The sequence below is a fragment of the Faecalibacterium hattorii genome, assembly GCF_003287455.1.
Lineage (GTDB): Bacteria > Bacillota > Clostridia > Oscillospirales > Ruminococcaceae > Faecalibacterium > Faecalibacterium hattorii.
Map to the genome: position 1 here is coordinate 1 of NZ_PRLC01000018.1, position 25480 is coordinate 25480.

Annotated in this window: 31 protein-coding genes and 1 pseudogene; 23 read left to right on the forward strand and 9 right to left on the reverse strand. The window is 55.3% G+C overall.

Annotated elements, in window-relative coordinates; genetic code table 11:
• Window positions 1-458: 458 nt before the first annotated feature.
• The 3 genes from aroF (at window position 459) to C4N23_RS11565 (ending at window position 3098) form a co-directional block, all read left to right on the forward strand.
• The gene (aroF, locus tag C4N23_RS11555; RefSeq protein ID WP_055189500.1) at window positions 459-1472 is read left to right on the forward strand and encodes a 3-deoxy-7-phosphoheptulonate synthase; all 1014 of its coding nucleotides are present in this window, start codon (window positions 459-461) and stop codon (window positions 1470-1472) included.
• A gap of 100 nt (window positions 1473-1572) precedes the next feature.
• Entirely contained in the window at window positions 1573-1995 is a 423-nt protein-coding gene (locus C4N23_RS11560; RefSeq protein ID WP_112146198.1) for a DUF3783 domain-containing protein, read from the forward strand.
• The gene (locus C4N23_RS11565; RefSeq protein WP_112146200.1) at window positions 1992-3098 is read left to right on the forward strand and encodes an FAD:protein FMN transferase; all 1107 of its coding nucleotides are present in this window, start codon (window positions 1992-1994) and stop codon (window positions 3096-3098) included. The genes C4N23_RS11560 and C4N23_RS11565 overlap by 4 nt, the downstream gene beginning before the upstream one ends.
• 54 nt (window positions 3099-3152) lie before the next feature.
• On the opposite strand, the gene C4N23_RS11570 is transcribed toward C4N23_RS11565, so the two are convergent.
• From C4N23_RS11570 to rpmG, 9 genes are all read right to left on the reverse strand, one after another.
• Window positions 3153-3353 carry a type II toxin-antitoxin system antitoxin gene (locus C4N23_RS11570; RefSeq protein ID WP_055189507.1) on the reverse strand — a complete coding sequence of 67 codons (201 nt, stop codon included), beginning with the start codon at window positions 3351-3353 and terminating at the stop codon, window positions 3153-3155.
• Window positions 3353-4381 (reverse strand): SPFH domain-containing protein, encoded by a 1029-nt coding sequence (locus C4N23_RS11575; protein WP_112146202.1) that lies wholly within the window; start codon window positions 4379-4381, stop codon window positions 3353-3355. Before C4N23_RS11575 ends, C4N23_RS11570 begins: the two co-directional genes overlap by 1 nt.
• Window positions 4382-4567: 186 nt before the next feature.
• Window positions 4568-4942, reverse strand: a complete 375-nt coding sequence (rplL, locus tag C4N23_RS11580; RefSeq protein ID WP_055189512.1) for a 50S ribosomal protein L7/L12 — start codon at window positions 4940-4942, stop codon at window positions 4568-4570.
• A 72-nt stretch (window positions 4943-5014) separates the two neighbouring features.
• Entirely contained in the window at window positions 5015-5530 is a 516-nt protein-coding gene (gene rplJ / locus C4N23_RS11585) for a 50S ribosomal protein L10 (protein WP_097839221.1), read from the reverse strand.
• Window positions 5531-5835: 305 nt separating this feature from the next.
• Complete coding sequence (gene rplA / locus C4N23_RS11590) at window positions 5836-6528, reverse strand: 50S ribosomal protein L1 (protein ID WP_097839220.1); 693 nt, start codon at window positions 6526-6528, stop codon at window positions 5836-5838.
• Window positions 6529-6585: 57 nt separating this feature from the next.
• On the reverse strand, window positions 6586-7011 hold the full coding sequence (gene rplK / locus C4N23_RS11595; RefSeq protein WP_005920496.1) for a 50S ribosomal protein L11: 426 nt from the start codon (window positions 7009-7011) through the stop codon (window positions 6586-6588).
• Window positions 7012-7143: 132 nt separating this feature from the next.
• The gene (nusG, locus tag C4N23_RS11600) at window positions 7144-7674 is read right to left on the reverse strand and encodes a transcription termination/antitermination protein NusG (protein ID WP_055189516.1); all 531 of its coding nucleotides are present in this window, start codon (window positions 7672-7674) and stop codon (window positions 7144-7146) included.
• A gap of 24 nt (window positions 7675-7698) precedes the next feature.
• A complete protein-coding gene (secE, locus tag C4N23_RS11605; protein WP_055189518.1) occupies window positions 7699-7950 on the reverse strand; it encodes a preprotein translocase subunit SecE in 252 nt (83 codons plus the stop codon).
• Between the two features lie 17 nt (window positions 7951-7967).
• The gene (gene rpmG, locus C4N23_RS11610; RefSeq protein WP_005920501.1) at window positions 7968-8117 is read right to left on the reverse strand and encodes a 50S ribosomal protein L33; all 150 of its coding nucleotides are present in this window, start codon (window positions 8115-8117) and stop codon (window positions 7968-7970) included.
• Window positions 8118-8399: 282 nt separating this feature from the next.
• On the opposite strand from rpmG, the gene C4N23_RS11615 reads away from it, so the two are divergent.
• The 20 genes and pseudogenes from C4N23_RS11615 (at window position 8400) to C4N23_RS11725 (ending at window position 25262) form a co-directional block, all read left to right on the forward strand.
• Entirely contained in the window at window positions 8400-9494 is a 1095-nt protein-coding gene (locus C4N23_RS11615; protein WP_112146204.1) for a D-alanine--D-alanine ligase family protein, read from the forward strand.
• Window positions 9487-10311 (forward strand): glutamate racemase, encoded by an 825-nt coding sequence (gene murI, locus C4N23_RS11620; protein WP_112146206.1) that lies wholly within the window; start codon window positions 9487-9489, stop codon window positions 10309-10311. The genes C4N23_RS11615 and murI overlap by 8 nt, the downstream gene beginning before the upstream one ends.
• Window positions 10312-10329: 18 nt before the next feature.
• On the forward strand, window positions 10330-10788 hold the full coding sequence (locus C4N23_RS11625; RefSeq protein ID WP_242983785.1) for a YwiB family protein: 459 nt from the start codon (window positions 10330-10332) through the stop codon (window positions 10786-10788).
• 169 nt (window positions 10789-10957) lie between these two features.
• Window positions 10958-12772, forward strand: coding sequence for an arginine--tRNA ligase (argS, locus tag C4N23_RS11630; protein WP_055189526.1), 1815 nt, complete (start codon window positions 10958-10960; stop codon window positions 12770-12772).
• Window positions 12773-13369: 597 nt separating this feature from the next.
• Window positions 13370-14248 carry a DUF6017 domain-containing protein gene (locus C4N23_RS11640; RefSeq protein ID WP_112146210.1) on the forward strand — a complete coding sequence of 293 codons (879 nt, stop codon included), beginning with the start codon at window positions 13370-13372 and terminating at the stop codon, window positions 14246-14248.
• Window positions 14229-15080 (forward strand): ParA family protein, encoded by an 852-nt coding sequence (locus C4N23_RS11645; RefSeq protein WP_112146213.1) that lies wholly within the window; start codon window positions 14229-14231, stop codon window positions 15078-15080. Before C4N23_RS11640 ends, C4N23_RS11645 begins: the two co-directional genes overlap by 20 nt.
• Window positions 15037-15963: a ParB/RepB/Spo0J family partition protein gene (locus C4N23_RS11650; RefSeq protein ID WP_112146215.1), complete on the forward strand. Its 927-nt coding sequence runs from the start codon at window positions 15037-15039 to the stop codon at window positions 15961-15963. Before C4N23_RS11645 ends, C4N23_RS11650 begins: the two co-directional genes overlap by 44 nt.
• A gap of 63 nt (window positions 15964-16026) precedes the next feature.
• Window positions 16027-16452 (forward strand): hypothetical protein, encoded by a 426-nt coding sequence (locus C4N23_RS11655; RefSeq protein ID WP_112146217.1) that lies wholly within the window; start codon window positions 16027-16029, stop codon window positions 16450-16452.
• Window positions 16453-16491: 39 nt separating this feature from the next.
• Window positions 16492-16908, forward strand: a complete 417-nt coding sequence (locus tag C4N23_RS11660) for a hypothetical protein (protein ID WP_146746487.1) — start codon at window positions 16492-16494, stop codon at window positions 16906-16908.
• A 123-nt stretch (window positions 16909-17031) separates the two neighbouring features.
• Window positions 17032-17478, forward strand: coding sequence for a DUF3846 domain-containing protein (locus C4N23_RS11670; protein ID WP_112146224.1), 447 nt, complete (start codon window positions 17032-17034; stop codon window positions 17476-17478).
• A 29-nt stretch (window positions 17479-17507) separates the two neighbouring features.
• Complete coding sequence (locus tag C4N23_RS11675) at window positions 17508-17966, forward strand: PcfB family protein (RefSeq protein ID WP_112146226.1); 459 nt, start codon at window positions 17508-17510, stop codon at window positions 17964-17966.
• A complete protein-coding gene (locus C4N23_RS11680) occupies window positions 17963-19744 on the forward strand; it encodes a VirD4-like conjugal transfer protein, CD1115 family (protein WP_112146228.1) in 1782 nt (593 codons plus the stop codon). Before C4N23_RS11675 ends, C4N23_RS11680 begins: the two co-directional genes overlap by 4 nt.
• A 137-nt stretch (window positions 19745-19881) precedes the next feature.
• Window positions 19882-20010: pseudogene (locus C4N23_RS11685) on the forward strand (Maff2 family mobile element protein); the annotation flags it as partial.
• Window positions 20011-20267: 257 nt separating this feature from the next.
• Window positions 20268-20780 carry an RNA polymerase sigma factor gene (locus tag C4N23_RS11690; RefSeq protein ID WP_003533443.1) on the forward strand — a complete coding sequence of 171 codons (513 nt, stop codon included), beginning with the start codon at window positions 20268-20270 and terminating at the stop codon, window positions 20778-20780.
• A complete protein-coding gene (locus C4N23_RS11695) occupies window positions 20773-21477 on the forward strand; it encodes a zf-HC2 domain-containing protein (RefSeq protein ID WP_015527904.1) in 705 nt (234 codons plus the stop codon). The genes C4N23_RS11690 and C4N23_RS11695 overlap by 8 nt, the downstream gene beginning before the upstream one ends.
• A gap of 116 nt (window positions 21478-21593) precedes the next feature.
• Window positions 21594-22094: an RNA polymerase sigma factor gene (locus tag C4N23_RS11700; protein ID WP_004853592.1), complete on the forward strand. Its 501-nt coding sequence runs from the start codon at window positions 21594-21596 to the stop codon at window positions 22092-22094.
• Entirely contained in the window at window positions 22072-22269 is a 198-nt protein-coding gene (locus C4N23_RS11705) for a helix-turn-helix domain-containing protein (RefSeq protein WP_005921293.1), read from the forward strand. The genes C4N23_RS11700 and C4N23_RS11705 overlap by 23 nt, the downstream gene beginning before the upstream one ends.
• Before the next feature lie 42 nt (window positions 22270-22311).
• Window positions 22312-22737, forward strand: coding sequence for a hypothetical protein (locus C4N23_RS11710; RefSeq protein WP_005921288.1), 426 nt, complete (start codon window positions 22312-22314; stop codon window positions 22735-22737).
• A gap of 535 nt (window positions 22738-23272) precedes the next feature.
• Window positions 23273-23668, forward strand: a complete 396-nt coding sequence (locus C4N23_RS11720; RefSeq protein WP_009255338.1) for a plasmid mobilization protein — start codon at window positions 23273-23275, stop codon at window positions 23666-23668.
• Window positions 23640-25262, forward strand: coding sequence for a relaxase/mobilization nuclease domain-containing protein (locus C4N23_RS11725; protein ID WP_044983951.1), 1623 nt, complete (start codon window positions 23640-23642; stop codon window positions 25260-25262). Before C4N23_RS11720 ends, C4N23_RS11725 begins: the two co-directional genes overlap by 29 nt.
• Window positions 25263-25480 lie beyond the last annotated feature (218 nt).

The following is a 25480-nucleotide window of genomic DNA, read 5'->3' on the forward strand; positions in this document are numbered from 1 at the left end:
GCCGTGAGCGGGCTTGCCCTCTCCGTCATCGCTTCGCGATGCCACCTCTCCCAAAGTGAGAGGCCTTGGCAGTCCGCCAAGTTTCCGGTTTCACACTTTACGCCTTGCTGCCGCAAGGGGAGCCGTCAGGTGCTGTGCGGAGACTTCACGCCTTTGCCAAGGGCTCCCACTTTGGGGGAGCTGGACGCCGTTAGGCGGCCTGAGAGGGCAAGCCCGCTGGCGGGGAGACTGCACCCCGGTTTAGCAGGTACTTGCGGCGGGGCGAAGTCCCATCCGCCTCCGCCCCCCTATTCTACCACTTTCTCAAAAAAATATCAAAATCCTCTTGACTTCAGGAAACTGAAGTGATATGATAAGCCCATGCTTCAGGAAACTGAAGTTTGACGAAACAAGCTTACGGCAATGGAGCCGGTCTCCGGTGCCGTTTTTGAGAGGAAAAAGGCAAAGGAGAGATTCCCATGATCATCGTATTGAAACAGGACGCCCCCGACGTACAGATCCACGAATTCTGCCGCGAGCTGGAAGGCATGGGCCTCCAGATCAACGACTCCAAGGGCAGCGACACCCACATCCTCGGCCTCATCGGCGACACCAAGGCCGTTGCTGAGAGCTGGGTGCTGGCGAACCCGGTGGTCGAGACCTGCCGCCGCGTGTCCGAGCCTTACAAGAAAGCCAACCGCAAGTTCCACCCGGACGACAGCGTCATCGACGTGGACGGTGTGAAGATCGGCGGCGGCAACTTCGCGGTCATTGCAGGTCCCTGCAGCATCGAGAGCGAGGAGCAGATCACCTACTGTGCCCAGCGCGTGAAGGCCGCGGGTGCTTCCCTGCTGCGCGGCGGCGCGTTCAAGCCCCGCACCTCCCCCTACTCCTTCCAAGGGATGCGCAGCGAGGGCCTCGACCTGCTCAAGCTGGCCCGCCGCGCCACCGGCTCCCCCATCGTCACCGAGATCATGAACACCGAGCACCTGCCCCTGTTCGAGAACGTGGACCTCATCCAAGTCGGTGCCCGCAACATGCAGAACTTCGAGCTGCTCAAGGCCGTCGGCCGCCAGAAGAAGCCCGTCCTGCTCAAGCGCGGCCTTGCCAACACGCTGGAAGAGTTCGTGATGAGTGCCGAGTACATCATGGCCGAGGGCAACGAGAACGTCATCCTCTGCGAGCGCGGCATCCGCACCTTCGAGACCAGTATGCGCAACACCCTCGACCTTGCGGGCGTGGTCATGCTCCACAAAATGACCCACCTGCCCGTCGTCGTGGACCCCAGCCACGCCTGCGGCCACGCATGGATGGTGCCCCAGCTGGCCAAGGCAGCCGTCGCCGCCGGTGCCGACGGCCTGATGATCGAGGTTCACAACAACCCCGCCAAGGCCAAGTGCGACGGCGCCCAGAGCCTGACCCCCGACCAGTTCGATGAGCTGATGCAGTTCGTCAGCAAGGAAGTCGAATTCTTCGGCAAGAAGATGAACTGATTTTTTCACCCGGAAGCTTCTCCGCTGTGGAGGAGCTTCTTTTTATTTGCCCCTGTTTGTGCTATACTATAGTATATTTTTGAAACACGAGGTCATCAACATGAAAGCACATATCGCACGCAACCAGAACGCCGGGGTCCCGCTGGCGCTGAGCTGGAACCTTTCCGCTGCCGACCGCGGCATCTTGGAGGGCATGGCCCCCGCCTTCGGGATGAAGCTGCTCCTCGTCTCCCCCGCCGACGCGGGCAAGACGGTGGCACAGCTGCTGGGCGAAGTGGAGACGAAGAGCACCCGCACGCTGGTGCTGGAATCCAGCGCCTACCCGCCGGCCCTCGTTCTCGCCAACTTCAAGGATAAGGACGTGGACACTCTGCTGGACCTGATGAAACAGGCGCAGGTGAACATCCCCCTCAAGGCCGTGGTCACCCCCACCAACAAGAGCTGGGTCTTCGGCGACCTGCTGGCCCACCTGCAGGAGGAGCACGCCACCTTCACTGCCGCAAAGGAGACCACCCAAGCATGAACATCCGACGCATCCTGTCCGTTTTCCTTTCTGCCGCCCTTTGCCTGAGCCTGCTGGCCGGGTGCGGCGGGGTCGCTTCGTCCGGCTCCGGCAGCACCTCCGGCACCGCCGACGGCCCGCAGCGCTACTCCACCGTCTTCTACGATGCCTTCGACACCGTGACGCAGGTCATCGCCTACTGCGACAGTGAAGAGGACTTCAACGCTCAGATGACCGCCCTTCACGCAGACCTGCTGGAATACCACAAGCTCTACGACATCTACAACGACTATGACGGCATCGTGAACGTCAAAACCATCAACGACAACGCGGGCAAGGCTCCCGTCACGGTGGACGACAAAATTTTGGGGATGCTGGAACTGGCCCAGCAGATGTACGACACCACGGGCGGCAAGCTGAACATCGCCATGGGCAGCGTGCTGAACATCTGGCACAACTACCGCGAAGCCGCCCTTGCCGATGACGACGACTCCAACAACCAGCTTCCCACGCAGGAGGAGCTGACTTCCGCCGCCCAGCACTGCGGCATCGGAAACCTCGTCATCGACGATGACGCCAAGACCGTCTACCTCGCCGACCCGGAAATGTCGCTGGACGTGGGCAGCGTGGGCAAAGGCTACGCCGTGGAAATGGCGGCACAGGCCGCCGAAGCGCGGGGCCTGACCAGCGCCCTCATCAGCGTGGGCGGCAATCTCCGGGCCATCGGCACCAAGCCCGACGGCTCCGCGTGGGTCGGCGGCGTGGAGAACCCGTGGGACTCCTCCGAGGTCTACACCACGGCCAGTTCCACCGTCGCCGCCGTGAAGATGAGCGACCTTTCCCTCGTCACCAGCGGCGACTACCAGCGCTACTACGTCGTGGACGGCGTCCGCTACCACCACCTCATCGACCCGGCCACCCTTCAGCCCGCCGCCTACTTCGACAGCGTGAGCGTCCTCGCCCCCGACTCCGGCGTGGCCGACTGCCTCACCACCGGCCTGTTCTGTATGCCGCTGGAAGAAGGCCAAGCCCTCGTCGAATCCCTCGACGGTGTGGAGGCCCTCTGGTGCACCACCGACGGCCAAGTGATCCCGTCGAGCGGCTGGAACAGCCACAGCAATTGATCCAAAGATACAAAAAGACCTGACAGTTTTCCCGCTGTCAGGTCTTTTTTGTTGTTATTTAAGATCCAATTCCGGCGGCACATCGATCTCATCCGAGACATATCTGCCGTTCTTTTTCCGCTGACGCACGCACTCGGTGAGCAGATACTCGATCTGCCCGTTCACCGAGCGGAAGTCGTCCTCCGCCCATGCGGCAATGGCGTCGTAGAGCTTCGCGTTCAGACGGAGCGGGACCTGTTTTTTCGGTTCGGCCATCAGTACAGGCTGCCGCTGTTCACAATGGGCTGAGCGTCACGGTTGCCGCAGAGCACCACCAGCAGGTTGGAGACCATTGCTGCCTTGCGCTCATCGTCAAGCTCCACCACCTTGTTTTCATTCAGACGTTCCAGCGCCATTTCCACCATGCCGACCGCACCATCCACGATCATCTTGCGGGCGTCGATGATGGCGCTGGCCTGCTGGCGCTGGAGCATGACGGCTGCGATCTCCGGCGCGTAGGCCAGATAGGTGATGCGCGCTTCGATGATCTCGATGCCCGCCTCGGTCACGTTTTTCTGGATCTCGTTTTGGATGCGCTTGGCCACGACTTCGGAGGAACCGCGAAGGCTGCCCTCATCGGCCACACCGTCGCCGGTGGTGTCCACATTGGGAGACACATCGTAAGGGTACACCCGCACGACGTTACGCAGGGCGCTGTCACACTGCAAAGACAGGTACTCCTTGTAGTTGTCCACATGGAAGACCGCCTTTGCGGTATCGGTCACTCGCCAGATGACCGCAATGCCGATCTCCACCGGGTTGCCGAGGCAGTCGTTGATCTTCTGGCGGGAGTTATTCAGGGTCATCATCTTCAGCGAGATCTTCTTGCTGGTCAGCTCAGCGGTCTGGGTGCTACCGCTGCCGCCTGCCTTGAACTGGGTGTTTTCCCCGTTGTTCACGTCTCCGCTCTGGCTCAGGCGGGTGCCTGCGGCCGGGTTGACGGCGGTGCAGAAGGGATTCACCCAGTAAAAGCCCTGTCCTTTCAGGGTGCCGATGTAATCGCCGAACAGGGTAAGCACCAGCGCTTCCTGTGGCTTGAGGACCCTCAGGCCGCAGAGCACAAAGATGCCCGCGACCACATACACGATGGACACGATCAACAGCGGCACACCCAGAATGTAGTTTTCCAGTTCCATCTGGAACACGGCCAGCACAAAGGCAGCGATCGCCGCCACATAGCCCACCAGCGTCAGCAGCAGGACGGCCATGCCGTTTTTCTTCGTTTGCAGAATCTTTTCTTCCATAACAGAGTTCCTCCTTGTGGGATCCGGAAGCGTTTCTTTCTGATATCATAATCATATCATTTTGTTCCGGCATTGTCAAGACTTCCGGAAGGAGCCACATACAAAAAAAGACGCCCCCGTCTTTCGACGAGAGCGCCTTCATTTTCAAGAATAAAGATTCAAGAAAGAACGTTCAGGGGGACCAAATCACTTGATCTCGACCTTAGCGCCAGCCTCTTCCAGCTTCTTCTTGATGTCCTCAGCCTCAGCCTTGGAAGCCTTCTCCTTGACAGCCTTGGGAGCGCCGTCAACGATAGCCTTAGCTTCCTTCAGGCCCAGACCGGTGATCTCCTTGACCAGCTTGATGACCTGCATCTTGGTGGCGCCAGCCTCAGCGAGGATGACGTCGAACTCGGTCTTCTCTTCCTCAGCGGCAGCAGCAGCGCCAGCAGCAGCGGGAGCAGCAGCAGCAACAGCGGAGACACCGAACTCTTCGCAGTAAGCGTCGATGAGTTCCTTCAGCTCCAGAACGGACAGCTCCTTGACGGAGTCGATGATGGCAGTAATCTTCTCAGAAGCCATGGTAATAACCCTCCAATATAAATGGTTTTGTGTTTGTTGATTTCAGATTGTTAAGCAGCGGTCACGCAGCCATTAGGCAGCGGGCTCCTCCTGCTTGTCGGCATAAGCCTGCATTGCAACGGCCAGACCAGACAGAGTGCTGGTGAGGGCGCCTGCAAACATGGACAGCATGCCTTCGCGGTTGGGCAGCTTTGCGATGGCGTTGGTCTCGGCAGCGTCCATGACCTTGCCTTCCATGAAGCCGCCCTTGACGACGAACTTCTTGGACTTATCGCCATCCTGATACTTGCACAGGATGCGGGCAGCGGACATGGGGTCTTCCTCGTGAGCAAAAGCGATAGCGGTATCGCCCTTGAAGTTCTCGGACAGACCCTCCAGAGAAGTACCCTTAACAGCCAGACGCAGCATGGTGTTCTTCACGACCATGTAATCGACGCCTGCCTCACGCAGCTCCTTACGGAGCTTGGTGTCGTTCTCGACGTTAATGCCGCCGTAAGCGACGACGCAGCCGGAAACCGCACTCTCAAACTTTGCCTTCAGATCAGCGACATAAGCCTGCTTTTCAGAAAGAATCTTTGCACTGGGCATTCGGTTTCACCTCGTTTCAAAAACTTGTATCGAAAAACCGGAGTTCTGCATGAAAAAAGCCTCTTTCCCGCACTGTGTCCGAGAAAGAGGCATAAAACAACGTTACGCGCGTTTCTCGGCAGGCGGCATAGCCTTACGCTGGAACTCCAGCACCTGCTGTCTCAAAAACAGCATGATTATTTTACCGCAAACGCGCGGTGTTGTCAAGTACTTTTTTGAAGATTTTTTATTTTCCTCTATTTTGCTCCCCCGCTGGGGGAGCCGGCTGCGCCAAAGCGCAGACGGAGAGGTTTTATTTCTTCAAATCAGACACCGTACTTCAGGGTGTTCAGGCGGATGCCGGGGCCCATCGTGGTAGCGATGGTAGCGCTCTTGAAGTAGGTACCCTTTGCAGCAACAGGCTTTGCCTTTGCAATGGCGCTCATAACGGTGTCGAGGTTGGTGTACAGCTTCTCTGCACCGAAGGATGCCTTGCCCACGGGGACATGGATGATGTTCTGCTTGTCCAGACGATACTCGATCTTACCAGCCTTGGCCTCGGTGACTGCCTTGCCCAGATCGGGAGCGACAGTACCAGCCTTGGGGTTGGGCATCAGGCCGCGGGGGCCCAGCACCTTACCGAGACGGCCAACGCGGCCCATCATGTCAGGGGTGGTGACAACAACGTCGAAGTCCATGAAGCCGCCGGCGATGCGGGCGATCAGCTCGTCATCACCAACGATGTCAGCGCCGGCTGCCTCAGCAGCAGCGGCAGCAGCGCCCTTTGCGATGGCGCAGACGCGGACAGTCTTGCCGGTGCCGTTGGGCAGAACGACAGCGCCACGGACCTGCTGGTCAGCATGGCGGCCGTCAACGCCCAGACGGACGTGCAGCTCAACGGTCTCGTCGAACTTGGCGGAAGCGGTCTTGCAAGCCAGCTCCAGAGCCTCGTTCATATCATACAGCTTAGAAAAATCGACCTGCTTAGCAGCATCGACATAGTGCTTGCCATGTTTCATTGTATTTCCTCCTATGTGGTCATGCGGGCAGTCTTATGCCCTCCCACTGTTGTTGTCTCAGCCCTCGACGGTGACGCCCATGGAGCGGCAGGTGCCACGGACCATGCTACATGCAGCTTCCAGAGAAGCAGCATTCAGGTCGGGCATCTTGGTCTTTGCGATCTCTTCCACCTGAGCGGCAGTCAGAGAAGCGACCTTTTCCTTGTTGGGCTTGCCGGAAGCGGTGTTGATGCCAGCGGCCTTCTTGATCAGAACGGCTGCCGGAGGAGTCTTGGTGATGAAGCTGAAGGAGCGGTCAGCGTAAACGGTGATGACGACGGGGATGACATAACCCATCTGGTTCTTGGTACGCTCGTTGAACTCCTTGGTGAAGGCCATGATGTTGACGCCCTTCTGACCCAGAGCAGGGCCAACAGGGGGAGCCGGAGTCGCCTTGCCGGCCTCGATCTGCAGCTTAATGTAGCCAGTAACTTTCTGTGCCATGATAAATGCACCTCCAAAAATCTGTGGTGAGTTGCGGCGCCCGTGTAGGCGCCTCCCACGAGCATGAGCCCAATGCCCACGCTCTATAAGAACCGCACTGCGGTCTTACCTTGGTAAACGGATGCCGGTTGGTTACGGCAGCTCGACCTGCGCGATGTCCACTTCTGCGGGCGTCTCGCGGCCAAACATATTGACCTTGAGCTTGACTTTGAAGCTCTCGGTATCGACGCCCTCGACAAGGCCCATAAAGCCTTCCAGCGGGCCGGCGGTGATCTGCACGGTGTCGCCGACTTTGAAATCGACGGTCAGCGGAGCCGCCTTCTCAACACCCATCTTCTCGACCTCTTCCGCCGAGAGAGGAACGGGCTTGGATGCGGGGCCGACGAAGCCGGTGCAGCCGCGCGTGTTGCGCACGACGTACCATGTATCGTCGTTCATGACCATCTTGACCAGAACGTAGCCGGGGAACAGCTTGTGCTCCACCATACGCTCCTTGCCGTCCTTGATCTCCGGGACCATCTCGGTGGGGACCTTGATGTCGCAGATCAGGTCTTGCAGCCGGCGGTTCTCCACCATGGTCTGTAAGTCGTTCGCAACCTTATTCTCGTAACCGGAATAGGTATGGACTACATACCAGAGGGCTTCATTGGATTGTTCTTCCATTTTTCAAACCTCCGTTCAAGATGTTTAGGCGCCGATGATCAGCCCCAAGATGCCGCCGAAAATGGCATCCAGTGCGATCATGACAACGGCTGCGATCGCCACGGTGACGAGCACGACGATGGTGTTGGTCTTGGTGTCCTCTTTGGACGGCCACACCACCTTCTTCAGCTCGCTCTTCGTGTCGCGGAAGAACTTTGCAACGCGGTCACAAAAGCCCTTCACGGCGGCCTTCATTCTGGCCACAAAGCCCGGCTTTTTCTCGGTTTTGTCTGCCATGATGTTGTCCGCCTTTCTTACTTGGTCTCGCGATGAACGGTGTGCTTCTTGCAGAAGCGGCAGTACTTCTTCATCTCCAGACGATCGGGGTTGTTCTTCTTGTTCTTCGTGGTGTTGTAGTTGCGCTGCTTGCACTCGGTGCAGGCCAGAGTGATTTTAACGGTCATTTGTTGACACCTCCATTATAACGGTTGTTTTGAACCTCCCTCGGCTTGCGGTCAGCGCCCTAAAAACAGGGCGCACTTAATAACCCCGCAAAAGAGGTGTTATCATTGTATCACGTCCTTTTCCATCCGTCAAGCGGATTTTTTCGTTTTTTCAACTTTTTTGAAAATTTTTTCTTTGCCTCCCTTTGTCGTTCTGCCCGCTTGCATCCCGCGCATAGATATTGTATAATAACAGCGTCTATACCTATATAGAGAATTTTCGCAAGATCAGGAGAGATCATGATGCAATCTGAAGATAAACTTTGTGTCGTCGTTTTGTTCGGCGGCATGTCCAGCGAGCACGAGGTCAGCTGCGTGTCCGCCGGGACGTTCGTAGACAACCTCGACCGCAGCCGCTACGAAGTGCTCACCGTGGGCATCACCAAGGAGGGCCGCTGGCTGTACACCGAGGCTTCCAGCGCCCAGATGGCCGACGGCAGCTGGGAAGAGCTGCCGGGCAATATGCCCTGCGTGCTCAGCCCGGACCGGGCCGACCACGGCATGATCCTGTTCACCCCCGCCGGGCAGGTGGAGAAGCTGCATGTGGATGTGGTCATCCCAGCGCTCCACGGCCTGTGGGGCGAGGACGGCACCGTGCAGGGTCTGCTGGAGCTGGCCGGCATCCCCTACGTGGGCTGCGGCGTGCTGGCAAGCGCAGTCTGCATGGATAAGGCGGTAGCCAACGCCCTGTTCGACGCCGCCGGCATCCCCCACACCAAGTGGCTGGCCGCGAACCGCTGGGAGATTGAGTCCGACCTCGAAGGCGTCTGCGACGGTGCCATCGCCAAACTCGGCTGGCCCATCTTCGTCAAGCCCGCCAACGCCGGTTCCAGCGTGGGCATCACCAAGGCCCATGACCGCGCCGAGCTGAAGGACGCCATCGCCCTTGCGCTGAAAAACGACCGCAAGGTGGTCTTCGAAGCCTTCGTGGACGGCCACGAGGTCGAGTGCGCCGTCATCGGTTCCGACCCCGCTGTGGCCACCCGCCCCGGTGAGATCCTCGCCGGTGCCGAGTTCTACACCTACGACGATAAGTACAAGAACGGCGTCAGTCAGGTGGTCATCCCGGCCAAGCTCGACGAAGCCAAGCTCGACGAGGTCAAGACCTACGCCGCCATGGCCTATACGGCCCTGAACTGCGAGGGCCTCGCCCGCTGCGACTTCTTTGTGGAGCACGGCACCAACAAGGTGATGATCAACGAGATCAACACCTTCCCCGGCTTCACCCCCATCAGCATGTACCCCAAGCTCATGGAGCATGAGGGCACCCCTGTTCCGGCTCTGATCGACCACCTGATCGAGCTGGCGCTGGAAAGGACGGAAAAGCAGCATGGATAACCGCCCCATCGGCGTTTTCGACAGCGGCCTCGGCGGCCTGACCGGCGTGAAGGAACTGCGCAAGCGGCTCCCCCACGAGAACATCGTCTACTTCGGCGATACCGGCCGCGTCCCCTACGGCAGCCGCAGCCCGGAGACCATCTTGCAGTACGCCCGGCAGGACATCGCGTTCCTGCTCTCCCAGAACGTCAAGTGCATCATGGCCGCCTGCGGCACGGTGTCCAGCACCTACCCCGCCGCAGAGGCCGCCAAGCTCCCCGTGCCCTATCTGGGCGTCGTGGACGCTGCCGCGCGGGAGGCTGCTTTTGCCACCCGCAACCGCCGCATCGGCGTCATCGGCACCGCCGCCACCATCCGCTCCCGCAGCTACGAGACCCTGCTGCGCAAGCTGGTGCCGGGCGTGGAGATCACGGCCCGCCCCTGCCCCCTCTTTGTGCCGCTGGTGGAAGCCGGGTACGTGGACCACAGCTCCCCGGATAAGGAGCAGATCACCAAGCTGGTCATCGCCCAGTACCTCACCGAGGTGCGGGACGCCGGGGTGGATACCCTCATCCTCGGCTGTACCCACTACCCCCTGCTCAATGCCATGATCGGCGAGTTCATGGGCCGGAACGTGGTGCTGGTGGATCCGGCCAAGACCGCCGCGCACCACTTGGAGCGCACCCTCAGCGAGCGCGGGCTGCGGGCCGACCACCCCGCCGGGCAGGCGCATTTCTATGTCAGCGACACGCCGGACAGCTTTGCGCAGACGGCCGACCTCTTCCTCGGCGAGTACAAGGGCGGCCCGGTGGAGCAGATCGCCATCGACAAATTCTAAAGCGAAGGATAAACAACTGTGAAGGAAGATTTCATCATCCGCATCAAGAGCCGCACCGAGCAGTTCGACCACATGCAGCCCGTCCGTACGGGCGAGGACGACCGCATCGAGATCATGACCTACGGCAGCCTCGTCAAAAAGGGCGACACGTATTATATCACCTACAAAGAGACCCAGACCATCGGCTTTGAGGGCTGCACCACCACCATCAAGATCGCCGCCGACGGCAGCCGGGTGGCGATGCTCCGCTTCGGCCCGGCCAACGCCCAGCTCATCATCGAGCGGGACCGCCGCAACATCTGCTACTATGAAACGGAGGTCGGCGGCCTGACGCTGGGCGTCACCGGCGACGGCATTGAATGCGCCCTCTCCGAAAAGGGCGGCACCGCCGCCTTCAGCTACCTTCTCGACGCCGACGACCCCATCTCCATCATCAACCGCAATACGCTGGAGATCAGCGTACAGAAGCCGAACTAACCTCTCAGTCTCGCTCACGCTCGCCAGCTCCCCTAGTAGGGGAGCCCTTGGCAAAGAGGTTTTCTCTCTGCGCAAAGGGGAACTTGCAAAACTTCCCACAACGCCAGAGAGGTTGTACGAAGGACAGCCTGATAAAAAAGCAATCGATTTACAGGAAAGGATCTACTAAATGACAGACTTTGAAAAGACCTACCAGAACTACAATCCCCGTCAGGCGGCGCTGGATGAGGCCCGTGCTCTGCTGACCGAGGCTGCCAAGGCCGCCATGGCCGACGGCACCCTGCCCGAAGCCGAGCTGCCCGCTTTCATCGTGGAGATCCCCGCCGACGTCAAGAACGGCGATATCGCCTCCAACCTCGCCATGGCCGGTGCCCGCACGTGGCGCAAGGCCCCCAAGATGATCGCCGATGCCCTCATCGCCCATCTGCCCTCCATCGAGGGCAGCGTCTTCTCCAAGGTCGAGGTGGCCGGCCCCGGCTTCATCAACCTGTTCCTGTCCCAGTCCTTCTGGGCCGGCGTGGTGCTAGGCGCTTGTGCCAATAAGGAGTACGGCCGCACCGACCACGGCAAGGGTGCCAAGTACAACGTGGAGTTCGTTTCCGCCAACCCCACCGGCCCCATGCACATGGGCAACGCCCGCGGCGGCGCTCTGGGCGACTGCCTTGCTGCCGTCCTCGACTGGGCGGGCTACGATGTGACCCGTGAGTTCTACATCAACGACGCGGGCAACCAGATCCAGAAGTTCGGCAAGAGCCTTGCCGTCCGCTATTTGCAGCAGTTCTGCGGCGAGGAGGCCTATCCCCTGCCCGCCGAGTGCTATCAGGGCGGCGACATCAAGGTACTGGCCGGTGAGTTCGCCGAGATCCACGGCGACGCCTATGTGGCCCCCTGCAAGGGGATGAGCGAAGAGGAGCTGTTCGCCAGCGAAGCCTTCGAGACCCTGAAGAACGCCCTCGTGGACTACGCCCTGCCCAAGAACATTGCCGCCCTCCAGCGCGACCTCGGCAAGTACCGCATCGATTACGATGTCTGGTTCCACGAGAGCACCCTGCACGAGTCCGGCGCGGTCAAGGCCGTGGTGGACAAGCTGCTGGAGCTGGGCGCCTGCTACAAGGCCGAGGACGGCGCTGTGATGTACCGCAGCGCCCAGTACGCAGCCAAGTACGGCACCGTCAACAAGAAGAAGACCGAGGACGGCACCGAAGAGGAAGCCAAGGACGAGGTCCTCGTCCGCGCCAACGGCATCCCCACCTACTTCGCCGCCGACATCGCGTACCACTACAACAAGCTGGCCACCCGCGGCTTTGCCAAGGCCATCGACGTCTGGGGTGCCGACCACCACGGCCATGTTGCCCGCATGAAGGGCGCCATGGACGCCATCGGCCTGAACGGCAACGACCTCGACGTCGTCCTGATGCAGATGGTCAACCTGATGCGCGACGGTCAGCCCGTCCGCATGTCCAAGCGCACCGGCAACGCCATCACCCTGACGGACCTGCTGGAAGAGGTGCCCATCGACAGCGCCCGCTTCCTGTTCAACATGCACGACGCGGGCAGCGGCATCGACTTCGACCTCGATCAGGCCGTCAAGACCGACAACGACAACCCTGTTTATTACGTTCAGTACGCCCACGCCCGCATCTGCTCCATCCTCAAGAAGATGGAGAGCGAAGGGGTCTCCTTCGCCGGTGCCGAGCAGGTGGACGCCACCCTGCTGACCGAGCCCTCCGAGATGGACCTGATTCGGATGCTGGCCGCCTTCCCGCAGGAGATCGTCATGGCCGCCGAGAAGTATGACCCCAGCCGCATCAACCGCTTCGTCATCGACCTCGCCAGCGCCTTCCACCGCTTCTACGGCAGCTGCCGCATTCAGGGCGCAGACCCCGCCCTCCAGCAGGCCCGTCTGGCCCTCTGCATCGGCGTCAAGAACGCCATCTTCAACGTGCTCACCATGTTCAAGATCAACGTCCCGGAGAAGATGTAAGGCTCTCTTCTGATCGCTAAAAAACCGCACCGTTCCTCATCTTTGAGGTACGGTGCGGTTTTGTTTTTATAGTGGCTGCTATGATCGTAATACGGACAAAGTGGTGGCTTCCCTTATTGTGGGAGGCCACCGCCTTTTGCTGTGTCTATGCAAAAAGAAAAGCACCATACTTCCTACAAAGTACAGTGCTTTTTTGGTGGAGAATAGCGGGATCGAACCGCTGACCTCTTGCATGCCATGCAAGCGCTCTCCCGAACCACGCACTCACGCACCCCCACACAAAGGTGCGGGGATGATCGATATTCGTCGTTATAACGCTTTATTTCGAGAAAGACGCATTCTCACCCAGAAGCAACTCTGTTGCTTAAACGAGTTTTATTGACGATGTATAGTTTACAACCTGTCTCTAGGTGTTGTCAAGATGTTTTATCCCTCTTTCGGTACCAAACAGGTTGAAATCTTCTTATTTATCAAGCTGAAAAGCGCAATTTTGATTTTCAAAAATCGGAATTGCGCTTTTTTATTTCAAAAAATCTATTGCGAGGAGGTTTTCTACAATGTCAACATCTTACCGACGCTATTTCAGAGCACAGCCGCATGACCCTTGATTACTTCTATGGACAAGCCGGAGAGCTTTTCTCATTCTACCGCATACCCAAAGCACTGTTTCAGGAACCACGATTCCAGAGCCTGTCAACCAATGCCAAAACACTGTACGGTATCCTGCTCGACCGCATGAGCCTATCTGCTAAAAATGGTTGGCTGGACGAACAAGGCCGGGTGTTCATCATCTTCACAATCGAAGATGTCAAGAGGGCATTGTGTTGCGCAGACAACAAAGCCACCAAGCTGCTGCGGGAACTTGAAGAATTTGGTTTGATTGAACGAAAACGCAGAGGTTTGGGCAAACCAAGTTTGGTGTATGTGAAAAACTTTTCGGCAGAATCGTCAAAATCAATATTCCAGAATCGTGATTTTCACGATTCTGGAGGCTTCAAAAGCGCAAGTCAAGACCCTGCAAAACCACGATGTAATAAGACAGAGGAGAATAATACTGAAATGAGTGAAACTTATCCATTCTATTCGGAAGAAGAGGATGGGATGAGCAAACGCGAACAACTGGAAGAATATTTTTCACAGTCTTTGGAGGTGGATACCCTGCTCCGGCTCTGCCCTGACGATGAGGACACCATCTATCAGATCGTAGATCTGCTGGTGGACACCTGCGCCACCAATCGCAAGATGCTGCGCATTGCTGGGGACGATAAGCCTGCCGAAGTCGTGCGCAGCCGCTTTATGAAGCTGAACGCCGACCACATCCAATTTGTGTTGAAGTGCCTTGCAGAGAACAGCAGCCCGATCCGAAACATGAAACAATATCTGCTTGCCTCTCTGTACAACGCACCGACCACAATGCAGCTAGTCTATCAAAATCGAACGAACCATGACTTTGCGCATGGCTCCACGAGGGGGTGATTTTATCGCAAAGAAATGTACCACGATTGCCATTGTCAACCAAAAGGGCGGCACCGGCAAGACCACCACCTGTGAAAATCTGGGCATCGGGTTGGCGATGGAGGGCAAAAAGGTCTTGTTGGTGGACGCTGACCCACAGGGGTCACTGACCATCAGCATGGGCTGGCAGCAACCCGATGAACTGCCCACCACCCTTTCCACCTTGATGGCAAAAGCCATGAACGACCAGAGCATTCCGCCCGGCGAGGGCGTTCTGCACCATGCAGAAGGCGTTGACCTGATCCCTGCAAACATCGAACTGGCAGGGCTGGAAGTTTCCCTTGTCAACTGCATGAACCGCGAAAAAATGTTGAAACAGGTGCTGGAAGGTGCAAAGCATGAATACGATTTCATTCTGCTGGACTGTACCCCTTCCCTTGGGATGCTGACCGTCAATGCCTTGGCAGCAGCCGACACCACCCTGATTCCCGTGCAGGCGCAGTACCTTTCGGCCAAAGGTCTGGAACAGCTTTTGCAGACCGTCCAGAAGGTCCGGCGGCAGATCAACCCCAAGCTGAAAATTGAGGGCATCCTGTTGACCATGACCGACAGCCGCACCAACTACGGACAGCAGATCGACAATCTGATTCGGGGTGCTTACGGCAGCAGGATCAAGGTGTTCGACCAGACCATTCCCCGGTCTGTCCGTGCTGCGGAGATCAGTGCCGTGGGTAAGAGCATTTTCCAGCACGACCCCAAAGGCAAGGTGGCAGAAGCCTACCGCTCTCTGACGAAGGAGGTGATGGCGAATGCCGAAAGGCAGCTTAAACGTGTCGCTGAAAGGGGCAGATGACATTTTCTCCACGGAAGAATCCCGACAGGAACAGCAGCGGGAGCAGGTGCAGCAGATTCCCATTGGAGAGCTGTTCCCTTTCAAGAACCACCCCTTTAAGGTTTTGGACGACGAGTCCATGCAGCGCACTGTAGAGAGTGTAGAACAGTACGGTGTGCTTTCTCCGCTGATTGCCCGCCCACGCCCGGAAGGTGGCTATGAGATCATCTCCGGGCATCGCCGCCAGCACGCTGCACAGCTTGCCGGGCTGGATGCCCTGCCGGTCATTGTCCGCAACATGGATGATGATGCCGCAGTTTTGCTCATGGTGGACAGCAATCTCCAGCGTGAGAACATCCTGCCCAGTGAAAGGGCTTTTGCCTACAAAATGAAGCTGGAAGCTCTAAAAAATCAAGGTGCTAGGTCGGATTTAACTTCCGCCCAACTTGGGCGGAAGTTGGAAACAGCAGACATTGTTGGTCAGGAATCTGGCGACAGTAGGAATCAGGTTCGGCGCTTTATCCGCCTGACCAATCTTGTACCTGAACTGCTGGACATGGTAGACGAAAAGAAGATTGCCTTCAATCCCGCTGTGGAGTTGTCGTATCTCGACACGAACCAACAGCGGGATTTTTTAGAAGCGATGAACGACACCCAAAATGCGCCATCCCTTTCCCAAGCGCAGCGGCTTAAAAAGCTGGCGCAGGAGGGGCACTTCTCGTATGATGTTGCCTTTGCCGTCATGGGCGAAGAAAAAAAGGACGAGCTGGACAAGGTGGTCATCAAAAACGACACCCTGCGGAAATACTTTCCCCGCAGCTACACCCCGAAACAGATGGAGGACACCATCATCAAGCTGCTGGAACAGTGGCAGCGCAAGCTCCAGCGGCAGAACGAACGCTGACTCACACCGTAACGAAAGACCCGATGGGGTCTTTTTCTTTTGCAAACAAAGGAGAAAAAGCCTATGAAAAATAACGCCATCCGTACCATCCGCTCCGAAGAGATCACCATTGACGTGCGTATCTGCGCTGCACTGGCGGCAAACAGGGGCAGCGGTGAGGTCTACCTCGCAGCCATTGCCCCGGATATGGAGTTGACCATCATCACGCTGGATGAGGCTCCCGGCATTCTGCCCTGCTTTGAGGAGGACGATGCCTGCCTGAACCTCCCTGACACCTCGCTGCTGCTCTGCTACAATCCGGCGCAGGTGCTGAAGATGGGCGGCAAGCACTACCTGACCGGCCCGGTGATTCTGGCTCGTACCAACATGGACGGCAGGGTCATCTCTCTGACCATTGATGAGGTCTACCTGTTCCAGAAGTATCTGGAAAGCCACAGCATCACCCTGATGGCAGATGACCAGAAGCTGCCCTGCATCTGCATCGACTGAGGTGCCACTATGTCAACGAGAGCGGAATTTTTCCAGAGTATGTATCCGGGACTGTCCGATGGTGAAGTCATTGATGAACTTATCAAAGCCAGTATATACGGTTTTGAGCACGGCCCGGAAGTTGTGACCATCAGTGCCGCAGAGGGCATCCATTATGTTCCTTATGATGCGGCAATGCAGAAAAAATCCCCGTATTGGGAGGGCACCTACAAAGCCTGCAATATTCCTTTTACGGATTTCCAAATCCGCTATCAGCCGGAGCAGGTTCGCATTGTGGATGGCAAACGCATCCTAGAGGATACAGCCTTTCTCTGCCGGAAGGACAATGACCACTTCCTTATTCTTCCGAGCATATATGAGAAGCTGGACTTGGATGACTGGCTTCTGGCACACCTGTTTTTCTACGACAAAGACGGAAAACGGTGTATCGGTGTGGAACTGTCGGAGGATGACTGATGCGATTTGTCTTTGGATTTATGCTTTTTGAAGCCGGCGCTATTTTTGGCTTCTTTGTGGCAGCGCTGTTGAACGCCGCCCGTGCCGGGCAGGAAATCACGATCAAATTCAAGGAGGACGATAATGGAACAGAACGAGAACACTCTGTCAGTGCTGAAAATTGCACCGGGACAGTATCCGCAGCAGGTCGAGATCGATAACGAATTGAAGGCTTTGCAGCAGGCTGTGGGCGGCTCCATCGGCGCAAGCTATCCTTTTGAAGATCCGGTCGCCATTGTCTACAACGATGATGGCAAGCTTATGGGACTGCCGTTGAACCGTGCCCTGTGGGACGAGGACGGGCTTATGTACGATGTCATTGCCGGAACCTTTCTGGTGGTGGGACTGGGAGAGGAGGACTTTGTATCGCTCTCCCCGGAACTGGCGCAGAAGTATGAAGAAGAATTCCATCAACCCGAAGCCTTTCTCCCTCTGGGGCGTCGCCTGATGGTCATTCCGGTGCCGGATGAATCGATTCGGAGTGATGCAGAAAAGGCTGTGAGCAAGCCCCCGGTGGAACATGACCGTTAAGCTGAATTTCTCTCAGGGAGGTGGTAACGATGCAGGAAGAAATCGAGCATAAGACGGTCAACTTTGCCATCTCGACCACAAAACTGTCTGCCCGCACCCTGCTGCGCGGGATGCAGTTTCTGCTGCGGCAGTACGACAAGCACGCTTCGCAGGGCAAGCAGTCCATGAAGCGGCTGGTGCGGCAGAATCGTGGCGTGACAAATGTGGAGATCCAGAAAACCGGCATCAAGGATTTTGACCGCTTCGCCAAGCGGTATCACATCGACTACTCCATCCAGAAAGACCTGTCCTGCACGCCGCCCCGGTATATGGTCTACTTTAAGGCACAGGACACGGACGCATTGAACGCAGCTTTCAAGGAATATTCGGCATCGGTGCTGGATAAAACCAAGCGTCCTTCCGTGCTGGCAAAGCTGCATGATCTGGCGCAGTCCGTTGCAAACCTACCGGACAAGGTGCGGCATAAGCAGGAGGAGCGCGGTCTATGAGCAAAAAGAAACTCTCTAAGCTGCTGGCGCTCTATCTGCCCTATGTGGTAATTGGCTTGCTGGCAACCAATCTGGGCGAGGCATGGCGGCTGGCTGTGGGCAAGGAACTGGGCGATAAAATCGTATCGCTGATGGATACGCTCCCGGCTGCATTTTCCAATCCGCAGCCCAGCCTGCATCCGTTTGACCTGTTCATTGGTCTGTGCTGCGGTGCAGGGATGCGGCTGGCGGTGTACCTGAAAGGCAAAAACGCCAAGAAGTACCGTCACGGCATGGAGTACGGCTCTGCCCGGTGGGGCGGGCCTAAAGATATCGAACCTTTCATGGCTCCGAAATTTGAGGACAACATCATCCTCACCAAAACAGAACGCCTGATGATGTCCAACCGCCCACCTGACCCCAAGAACGCCCGGAACAAAAATGTGCTGGTAGTCGGCGGCTCCGGCAGCGGTAAGACAAGGTTCTTTATCAAGCCGAATCTGCTGCAATGTGATTCCAAGAATTTTCCGGTATCATTCGTGGTTACAGATCCGAAAGGTAGTATCGGCGTGGAATGTGGAGAAGCTCTGTTAAAGCACGGCTACAAGCTAAAATTCTTCAACACCATCAACTTTTCCAAGAGTATGCGCTATAACCCCATGGCGTACATCCACAGTGAAAAGGATGTTCTGAAACTCGTGACCGCACTGATGACCAACACCAAAGGCGAGGGTCAGGGCGGCGATCCATTCTGGGACAAAGCGGAACGGCTTTTGCTCGTTTCGCTGATCGCATACCTCCACTATGAAGCCCCAGTTGAAGAGCAAAACTTCGCAACGCTGTTGGAAATGCTCAACACCATGCAGGTCTCGGAAGATGATGAAACTTACCAGAATCCGGTAGACCTGCTGTTTGAGGATTTAGGCAAGAAAAAGCCCAATTCTTTCGCTGTGCGTCAGTACAAGCTCTATAAATTAGCTGCCGGCAAGACGGCTCGCTCGATACTGATCTCCTGCGGTGCCCGGCTTGCGCCCTTCGACATTCAGGAAGTTCGGGATGCCACCATGTACGATGAACTGGAACTGGACAAGCTGGGCGACCGGAAAACGGCGCTGTTCCTTATCATGAGCGATACGGACAGTACGTTCAATTTCCTTATCAGTATGATTTACACCCAGCTTTTTAATCTGCTCTGCGACAAAGCCGATGATGTGTACGGCGGTAAGCTGCCTGTCCATGTCCGCTGCTTGATCGACGAGTGTGCCAACATTGGTCAAATTCCGCAGCTGGAAAAGCTGGTAGCCACCATCCGTAGCCGAGAGATTTCGGCTTGCCTTGTCCTGCAGACCCGCAGCCAGTTGAAAGCCATCTACAAGGATAATGCGGATACCATCGTGGGCAACATGGACAGCCAGATTTTCCTCGGCGGCAGCGAACCCACCACCCTGAAAGATCTTGCCGAAGCACTCGGCAAGGAAACCATCGACAGCTACAACAATTCCGATACCCGTGGCAATAGCCCAAGCTATGGCACCAACTATCAAAAACTCGGCCACGAACTTATGAGCCGGGATGAACTGGCGGTGCTGGATGGCGGTAAGTGCATCCTGCAACTGCGGGGTGTGCGCCCGTTTTTGAGCGACAAGTACGACCTGACCCAGCACCCGAACTACAAGTACACCTCCGACTATGACCCCAAGAACGCACTCGATATCGAGAAGTTCTTGAACCGAAAAGAAAAAATCCACCCGGATGATACCTTCATCATGGTGGATGCCGATTCACTCCCGCCCGCCTGATAAGACGAGCGGTTATTTTTTACCCATCGACCCAACAGGTACACCGGAAAATCAGCCTTCGCCGTGGTTTTCGGCTTTTTGCAACCGGATTTCAGGTGTGTGCAGGGTCACTTTTTCAAAACAAAGGAGACTTTACTATGGAATTCTTTAACAGCGCAGTGGACGTTCTGAAGACTCTGGTCGTGGCACTGGGTGCCGGTCTGGGCGTGTGGGGTGCCGTGAACCTGATGGAGGGCTACGGCGGTGATAACCCCTCGGCCAATGCTCATGTACGGTAGAGAAGCACAAAGCAAAACAAGGATAGCCAGCCCTGCCACTATTCCGAAGTCAGGGGAACGCAATAGAAAAATTCATAGCTGTATGCTATACTTAATTAGCATTTGAACATATCAAGCTGACACAGCAATCTCTTTACTTGCCGTTAATGCGCGTCTACCAATAGTCCGCACAAAGCAAGAGTAGCGTAAAGGTATAAAAATTTCAAACTTCTTTGTAACGAAATTCCGATTTCTCCGTCTAACCTATGAAGCTGAAGGAGGTGATGACAAGTATGGACTATGAAAAACTCTATAAAGCCTACTATTTACAGGTATACTCGTATACTATTTCTCTTGCCAAAAATCGTGAGATAGCAGAGGAAATCACGCAGAACACATTCTATAAGGCTGTTTCTACAACATCACAATTCAAAGGTAAGTCAGATGAATTGACATGGCTCTGCTCCATAGCAAAAAATCTTTACCATGATGAAATGCGAAGCCGTCAGCGAGTAGCTGATGTGAGTGAAATCAATGACTTGCCATCAAATGAAAATGTTGAGAACTCAGTTGCAGATTCTGACATGGCGTTCCGCATACACCTCGTTCTTCACCGTTTGGAAGAACCATACAAAGAAGTCTTTCAGCTTCGCGTATTCGGGGAACTATCTTTTTCACAAATCGCTGCAATTTTTGGAAAAACAGAATCATGGGCGAGAGTTACTTATCATCGTGCAAAGCTAAAAATTCAAGAAAGGATGGATGAAAAGCATGAGTAAACAATGCGATATTGTTCGAGATATTCTTCCGCTGTATGTTGACGATGCTTGCAGCGAAGCAAGCGCAGAGATGGTAAAAGAGCATTTGAACGCCTGTGCTGACTGTAACGCAATTTATCAGAAATTGCTTTCTCACACGAGCGAAGATGTTCTTCACGAAGAAAGCGAAAGCGTTATTATGCGCCATGAGGCAAAAGAAAAGCAGAGAGGCAGAAAAAAGATAACGATTGCTGTTCTCGTTTCCATCGCTCTTTGTATCATTGCAATTTTTACAGCTCTCTTTCTGTTACCTATAAACATTGCTTATGAGCCTGTCAAAATCGACTTCCCATTTGAGGTTGAAGATGTCGAAAACGTTGAAATGTACCACTATGACGGAGTGCCTGCATCAGCAGAAAAGAAAGTAGTTGTTGCTGAAAATGATATAAAGACCCTGTATGATAAGTTCAAGGGCTTATCCCTAAAAGACAAAACGACTGAGGAAACTGCCGGAGCAGATGTGACCAGCTTTAGATTTAACCTCTCAGATGGAACAAGCTACGATTTGATTTACGCCTGCTATGGGGTTAAAAACGGCGAATTGAAGTCAGCAGCAGGCGGTTTTAAGTATTTCACAAGTGCGGATATCGGCTCTTATTGGAACAATTTGAATACGGAACTTGAGGCAATTCCTATCAATGAGAGTGAATTGCCGTGAGCAGATAGCAAACCCAGCCGAGCCTGTCAACGGTCAAGATGAACGGCGCAAATGCGCCGCCGTTGACAGCCCCGCCCGTCTTTGCTGTTCGGTAATCAAGAGGGCGACAGCACAAGATGCTGCCGCCCTCTGCCATTATTCAGAAAGGGGGATTTTCCATGACCGAACACGAAAAGTATCAAGAACATATCCGGCATACACACGATGCCTTTTGCAAGACTGTTATTCGCCACGCTGCCATAGACGCAGCCCGGAGCATACGGAGCCGCCGCAAGCGGGAAATCTCGCTTGAATATCTGATAGAAGAAAAACACTATCCATTCAGTACCACAGATAAATACTTTGCGGAGCAATCCGGCATGACCAGCTATCCGCTTTTCGTCTGTGGTCAGATGGTGCTTTTGGAAAGTCCAGAGCTTGCCGCAGCCCTGTCCGCACTATCACAGATGGAACAGGAAATCATTTTCTTGTACTACTTCCAACGATTGACGCATAGGGAGATTGGACGGAGATATGGACGGGCTGGCAACACAACCGGGCGGCGTATTCAGATGATTTTACGGCGGCTACGGGCAGAGTTGGAGGGTTTGTCCTATGAGCCAGCTACTTCCCTATGAGACAATCGTTAAGGCAAGCGAGGGCGACCCGGAAGCTGTTGCCGCCGTCCTATCCCATTATGCGGGATATGTCCGCTCTTGTGCGAAAATGGACGGACAGATTAACACGGATATGCAGGAGCATATCGTCAGGCAACTGATAGAAAGCCTGTTGAAGTTCCGCTTTGACCGCTAAACAGAAAAGTTGTATAATTAGAGCCTGACAAATTAAACTTCAATGAGGGTAGAGCAAATGGAACAGATTATCAATTATAGAGACATACCCACAGATAAAAGGATTGACATATTAAATGCTCTTGAGCGAATAGGTTTTTTTCCGGCATACGGCGGCGTGAGAACAATGCAGCAAATTATGGAAAAGTCAGTTCCAGGTTCAGGCCCACAATTCTATTTCGTTTTCCGTGAAAATGAGTTGATAGGGTACAATTTTCTCATTGGGGACACTAAGAAATATAAAGCGTTCCCATGGCTTGCTATTAGCAATATGGATGAGCAGAAGTTGACTGTTTGTGAAGAACTGATGAAAATACAAATTGCCTTTTTTGAAGAACTCGGAATGCAAAAGATAGCAGATCATTGCGTTAGGATTATGGAAGATTACAGAAAAGGAATTGGAAAGCGGAAAGAAAGCGATTGCAGATAAATTCCATTTGAAAAACGGCTGACAATTTAATACCGCCGCCCATCACATCGGCATATAAGCAGTAAATCTTGAAAAAGGTTTGCTGCTTTTTTTGCGCCCGTTTTCAAAAATCTTTGGCAAACCATACCGCCAGATTGTTGTAGGGAGCAGACAGGGAAAATAAAAAAATTTTCGCTGCGTTTGCCAAAACGCCCCCTTTTCACCGTTGTAGTGGTGAACAGCGGGCAGAACACGCCGCCGCAATCGCTATATTGGTGGAGCAAGCCAGTATATCCGCAAACCAGAGCCGCCGAGGAAAGCGGTAGTTTTTTAGAGCAAGATTCTACCGCAGTACCAAATTTCGCTTATCGCTCATTTTGTCCTTGCGGGAATCTTGTTGGGGAGTGCCTTCCCCAAACCCTGCTTATGCGGCTTACGCCGCTTGAAAAATTCCCGCAAATTCTTTTCGGATTATTTCAAAAACAGTTCCGCTACACACCCCGTTTTTCTCCTATTAGTGAGAGGACACCACGCACAGAAAGGAGGTCAACCACCTATGAAACGATATAACATGCCCCACCGCAGCAGGGTAGTCAAGACCCGGCTGACCGATGAAGAATACGCCGACTTTACCGCCCGGCTTGCCCCTTATGGTATGAGCCAGTCCGAATTTATCCGGCAAGCCATTACACGGGCAACCATACGCCCCATTGTTACCGTTTCCCCGGTCAATGATGAATTGCTTGCCGCTGTCGGGAAGCTGACCGCCGAATACGGCAGGATCGGCGGCAACCTCAATCAGATTGCCCGGTATCTGAACGAATACGGCGTACCGTATAACGCCCTGTCCGGCGAAGTCCGAGCCGCCATTTCCGACCTTGCAGCCTTGAAGTTTGAAGTCTTGCAGAAAGTGGGTGAAGCTGTTGGCAACATTCAAACATATCAGCTCTAAAAATGCCGACTACGGAGCAGCGGAAGCCTACCTCACTTTTGAGCATGACGAGTTTACCATGAAACCCACCCTTGATGAAAACGGGCGGCTTGTTCCCCGTGAGGGCTACCGCCTTGCCACGCTGAACTGCGGCGAAGAAGATTTTGCTGTTGCCTGTCTGCGCTCCAATCTCCGCTATGGCAAGAACCAAAAACGGGAAGATGTGAAATCCCACCACTATATCATCAGCTTTGACCCACGGGACGGAACGGACAACGGTCTGACCGTTGATAAGGCGCAGTCGCTGGGCGAGGAATTTTGCAACGAGCATTTCCCCGGACACCAAGCCATTGTCTGCACCCACCCGGACGGGCACAATCACTCTGGCAACATTCATGTGCATATCGTCATAAACAGCTTGCGGATTGAAGCCGTCCCGCTTCTGCCCTACATGGACAGACCAGCGGACACGAAGGACGGCTGCAAGCACCGCTGCACAGACGCAGCTATGGAATATTTCAAGTCCGAAGTCATGGAGATGTGCCACCGGGAAAATCTGTATCAGATTGACCTTTTGCATGGCAGCAAGAACCGAGTGACCGAGCGTGAATACTGGGCGCAGAAGAAAGGGCAGCTTGCCCTTGATAAAGAGAACGCCGCCAGAGAAGCCACCGGACAGCCGACCAAGCCCACCAAGTTTGAAACGGACAAGGCGAAGCTGCGCCGGACGATACGGCAGGCACTTTCCCAAGCTGGCAGCTTTGACGAGTTTGCTTCCCTGCTTTTGCGGGAGGGCGTAACTGTCAAGGAGAGCCGGGGGCGGCTTTCCTACCTCACGCCGGACAGGACAAAGCCTATCACAGCCCGGAAGCTGGGGGACGATTTTGACAAGGCTGCTGTCCTTGCCCTGCTCACGCAGAACGCCCACAGAGCCGCCGAACAGACCACAGCCATACCCGAATACCCCCACACCCAAAAGGAACGCTTGCGAGAGGAAAAAACCGCAAAAACCGCCCCGGCAGACAACACCTTGCAGCGCATGGTTGACCGGGAAGCCAAGCGAGCTGAGGGCAAGGGCGTGGGCTATGACCGTTGGGCTTCCCTGCACAACCTCAAACAGATGGCGGCTACCCACAACTTCCTCATGGAGAACGAACTGCTTGACCTTGACAAGCTGGACGCAGCCGTGGAGAGCAGCCGGAAAGCTCTTTCCGAAGCAAGGGAAAGTCTGCGGGGCATTGAGCAGAGCATTTCCGACAAGAAAAGTCTGCGAAAGGTTGTCAACGATTACCGCCGCACCCGCCCCACCATTGACGCTCATAAAAAGCTGTCCGGCAGAAAAGCGGAGAACTACCGCCAGTCCCACGAAGCGGAATTTATCATCTATGAAGCTGCCCTGCGCCAGCTAAAGGTGCTTGCACCGGGAAAGAAGCTGCCCGCCACTTCCAAGCTGAATACGGAGATTGAAGCCCTCATTTCCGAGAAAAACGCAGCTTACAACACCTACCGCACCGCAAAAGCCGAGTATGAGCAGCTTGCCACCGCCAAACGGAACGCAGAGCAGATACTACACGGCACACCGAGCCGACAGAAAAAGCATGAACAGGAGCGTTAAAAACCGCCCCGAAATGATACCGAAACCATACAAAAGGCAGGGGGGTATGCCATACCCTATCCGCAATACCCCTGACCTTTCCAACGGGGCTTACAGGGCAGATTTTTCCCGAAAATGGCACCGGGAACATACAGATTTTGCCCCTGTCCCCTCATACCCGGCCAAACCGAAGAAAGGAGCGTTTTTTCATGCCGAGAATGAGCAAGAAGCGGCGGCTG